Source organism: Streptomyces sp. YS-3, assembly GCF_045257485.1.
Classification (GTDB): domain Bacteria; phylum Actinomycetota; class Actinomycetes; order Streptomycetales; family Streptomycetaceae; genus Streptomyces.
Window position 1 is genome coordinate 1 of record NZ_JBJHPC010000726.1, and the last position, 3,091, is coordinate 3,091.

Here is a 3,091-nt window from a genome sequence, read left to right on the forward strand (position 1 = left end):
CGCCCCCACCGCCTGGACCTCACCCGTACCCCCAACCCGCACGTCTCCTTCGGTGACGGCCCGCACGTCTGCCTCGGCGCCCACTTCGCCCGCCTCCAGCTGCGGGTGCTGCACGAGGAGGCGCTGCGGCTGCTGCCCGTCTGCGCGCTCGCCGGGCCACCGCGCAGGCTGGTCTCCAACTTCGTCAACGGGATCAAGTCGCTGCCGCTGGAGCCGGCGGGGCCGTGAGGGCCGCACGGGTGACGTCCGCGACCACCTCCACCACGTCCGGACCGTAGGCGAGGGAGTTGACGACCTTCAGCAGCAGGCAGAACGTGCCGTCGCCGTGCTTGCGGGCCAGTTTCTCGTGGTTGCGGGCGAGATAGCGGGTGGCCGCCTGGTTGGTGATGGCGCGCTGCCCGCAGAAGAGGAACACGGGCCGCTGCCCCTGGCCGGCGGTGACCCGCGCGAGTATGACGTACTCGGTCACCCCGCCCTCCACCCGGTACTGCTCGCCGCCGATGGTGAACGCGCCCCGCTCCGGCACGGGTTCGGTGTCCACGTTCATGGTGACGCCCGGCAGCAGCGCGGACAGATGCGCGGCCATCCGGCGGTTGGAGTAGGGCCCGCCCACACAGAACTCGGTACGGACGCCGAAGCCCTGCTGGGTCGCGTCGTGCTGGACGATCCGGGCGTGCGCCCCGCAGTCCTTGATGAGCGAGGCGAGTTCGAGGAGCGCGAACACGTCGAACCGGTGCACCGCCCCCTCCGCCCCCGCGTCCCGGTTGACGACGAGCAGGCACTCGGAGTGGGTCGGCAGCCCGAAGAAGTCCTGCTTGCGGCGGAGTCTGCGCTTCCAGAGGTAGGTCCGGGTGAGCCAGCCCAGGGCGGCGCTGATGCCCGCGGCCACCACACCGAGCACGATGTTGCGTACGTCGTCGTTCATGGGCGCGCATGCTAGCGGGCACGCGACGCGGTGTTCGAGACGCGGTGTTCGAGACGGTCCTGACGAGACGGCGGGAGCGGCGTTACGCTGCGCGGACATTCGCACCCAGGAGGTACGCATGCGTCGCCCCGCCGTCCGCAGTCTCTCGCTACTGGCCGTCGCCGCGGCCGTGGCGACCTCGGTCGCCGCCGCCCCACCGGCAACCGCGCGCCCGCCCGTCAAGACAGCCGAGGCGGTGGGGTACGGGGGCGCCGTCGCCAGCGTCGACGTGGACGCCACCGCCGCCGGTATCGATGTGCTCAAGCACGGCGGCAACGCGGTGGACGCGGCCGTCGCCACGGCCGCCGCCCTCGGTGTCACCGAGCCGTACTCGTCGGGCATCGGCGGCGGCGGGTACTTCGTCTACTACGACGCCCGGACCCGCACCGTGCACACCATCGACGGCCGCGAGACCGCGCCCCGCTCCGCCACCTCGTCCCTGTTCCTGGAGAACGGCAAACCCCTGCCGTTCCCGGACGCGGTGACCAGCGGGCTCAGCGTCGGCACCCCCGGCACCCCGGCCACCTGGGACGCGGCCCTCCGCGCCTGGGGCTCCAAACCGCTGAGCGGACTCCTGCGGCCCGCCGAGCGGCTCGCCCGCGACGGTTTCACCGTCGACGAGACCTTCCGCCAGCAGACCGCCGACAACCAGGCGCGGTTCGCCGACTTCCCGGACACCGCGAAGCTGTTCCTGCCCGGGGGCCGGCTCCCGGTGGTCGGCTCGAAGCTGCGCAACCCCGATCTGGCCCGCACCTACGAGGAGTTGGGGCGCACGGGCGTCGACGCCGTCTACCGGGGCGACCTGGGCCGTGACATCGTCCGGACGGTCCGCAAGCCCCCCGTGGCGCCCGGCTCCGGCCGGAACGCACGCCCCGGCGACCTCACCACGAAGGACCTGCGGTCGTACGCGGTCAAGCACCAGGCGCCTACGAAGGTGGACTACGAGGGCCTGAAGGTCTACGGCATGGCGCCCTCGTCCTCGGGCGGCACCACCGTCGGCGAGGCGCTCAACATCCTTGAGCACACCGATCTGTCGAAGGCGTCCGAGGTCCAGTACCTGCACCGCTACATCGAGGCGAGCCGGGTGGCGTTCGCGGACCGGGGCCGCTGGGTGGGCGACCCGGCCTTCGAGGACGTCCCCACCAAGGGGCTGCTCTCGCAGCGGTTCGCGGACTCGCGGGCCTGTCTGATCAGCGACACCAAGGCGCTGACCAGCCCGCTCGCGCCGGGCGACCCGCGCAGTCCGGCGCCGTGCGCCACCTCGGGCCAGGCCTCGCCCACCACGTACGAGGGCGAGAACACCACGCATCTGACGGTGGCCGACAAGTGGGGCGACATCGTCTCGTACACGCTCACCATCGAGCAGACCGGCGGCAGCGGCATCACGGTCCCGGGCCGGGGCTTCCTGCTCAACAACGAGCTGACGGACTTCTCGTTCGCCCCGGCGAGCCCGGCCGTCCACGACCCGAACCTGCCCGGTCCGGGCAAGCGTCCGCGCTCCTCCATGTCCCCGACGATCGTGCTCGACGGGCACGGCAGGCCGGTCATGGCGCTCGGCTCGCCGGGCGGCGCGACCATCATCACCACGGTGCTCCAGTCGCTCGTCGGACACCTGGACCGTGGCCTGTCGCTGGTCGACGCCATCGCCGCCCCGCGCGCCAGCCAGCGCAACGCGGCCAGGACGGAGCTGGAGCCCGAGCTCTACGACAGCCCGCTGCGGGCCCGGCTGGAGGCGCTGGGGCACGCGTTCTCGCTCAACCCGATGATCGGCGCGGCGACCGGCGTGGAGCGGCTCGACGACGGCCGCTGGGTGGCGGCGGCCGAGAAGGTCCGGCGCGGCGGCGGCTCCGCGATGGTGGTGCGCCCGACTGGGTGACACTTCGTCAGAACCGTCCGCCGGGCGGGTGAAGGGGGCGCGGCCCTCGTCCTTCACGGGACGGGGACCGCGTTTCCTTTTATGTGACCGGGGTTGACGCGCTCATGTAAACGGTTCAGATTGTTCGCGTCAGGTAAGGAAACTTTCCTAACAGAAGGGTCCCCCACGTGCGTACGCGAACGCTCGCCCTCGCCGCCGCCTCCGGCGCAGCCCTGCTCGCCACCGCGGCCCTGCCCGCCACCGCCTCGACC

3 protein-coding genes are annotated in these 3,091 nt (G+C 72.3%); 2 read left to right on the forward strand and 1 reads right to left on the reverse strand.

The annotated features are described in order from the left end of the window. On the forward strand, nucleotides 1-228 hold a 228-nt coding region (locus ACJA3G_RS33895), incomplete at its 5' end, for a cytochrome P450 (protein WP_406556868.1). On the opposite strand, the gene ACJA3G_RS33900 is transcribed toward ACJA3G_RS33895, so the two are convergent. Next, on the reverse strand, nucleotides 194-925 hold the full coding sequence (locus ACJA3G_RS33900) for a hypothetical protein (RefSeq protein ID WP_406556869.1): 732 nt from the start codon (nucleotides 923-925) through the stop codon (nucleotides 194-196). The two genes, ACJA3G_RS33895 and ACJA3G_RS33900, sit on opposite strands and share 35 nt — an antisense overlap. 118 nt (nucleotides 926-1,043) lie before the next feature. Here ACJA3G_RS33900 and ggt point away from each other — a divergent pair, with 118 nt between their 5' ends. Next, nucleotides 1,044-2,840: a gamma-glutamyltransferase gene (gene ggt, locus ACJA3G_RS33905; protein ID WP_406556870.1), complete on the forward strand. Its 1,797-nt coding sequence runs from the start codon at nucleotides 1,044-1,046 to the stop codon at nucleotides 2,838-2,840. Nucleotides 2,841-3,091: the final 251 nt, after the last annotated feature.